Genomic DNA, 371 nt, shown 5'->3' with positions numbered 1-371 from the left:
GTCCCCGGATGAGTGTACCTGAAGAAAAAGCATCGGCTAACTCCGTGCCAGCAGCCGCGGTAATACGGAGGATGCGAGCGTTATCCGGATTTATTGGGTTTAAAGGGTGCGCAGGCGGTCTGTTAAGTCAGCGGTCAAAGCCCGGGGCTCAACCCCGGCCCGCCGTTGAAACTGGCAGTCTCGAGTTGGAGAGAAGTATGCGGAATGCGCGGTGTAGCGGTGAAATGCATAGATATCGCGCAGAACTCCGATTGCGAAGGCAGCATGCCGGCTCCACACTGACGCTGAGGCACGAAAGCGTGGGTATCGAACAGGATTAGATACCCTGGTAGTCCACGCAGTAAACGATGAATGCTGGCTGTCCGGGGGGA

General features: G+C 56.9%; 1 rRNA gene. It reads left to right on the top strand.

Features of this window, described 5'->3' with window-relative positions:
* Positions 1 to 371, top strand: a 16S ribosomal RNA gene (locus E5331_RS20140); the annotation flags it as partial.

The organism is Lepagella muris (assembly GCF_004793975.1).
Classification (GTDB): domain Bacteria; phylum Bacteroidota; class Bacteroidia; order Bacteroidales; family Muribaculaceae; genus Lepagella; species Lepagella muris.
This window is presented reverse-complemented; position numbering and strand designations above follow the sequence as displayed.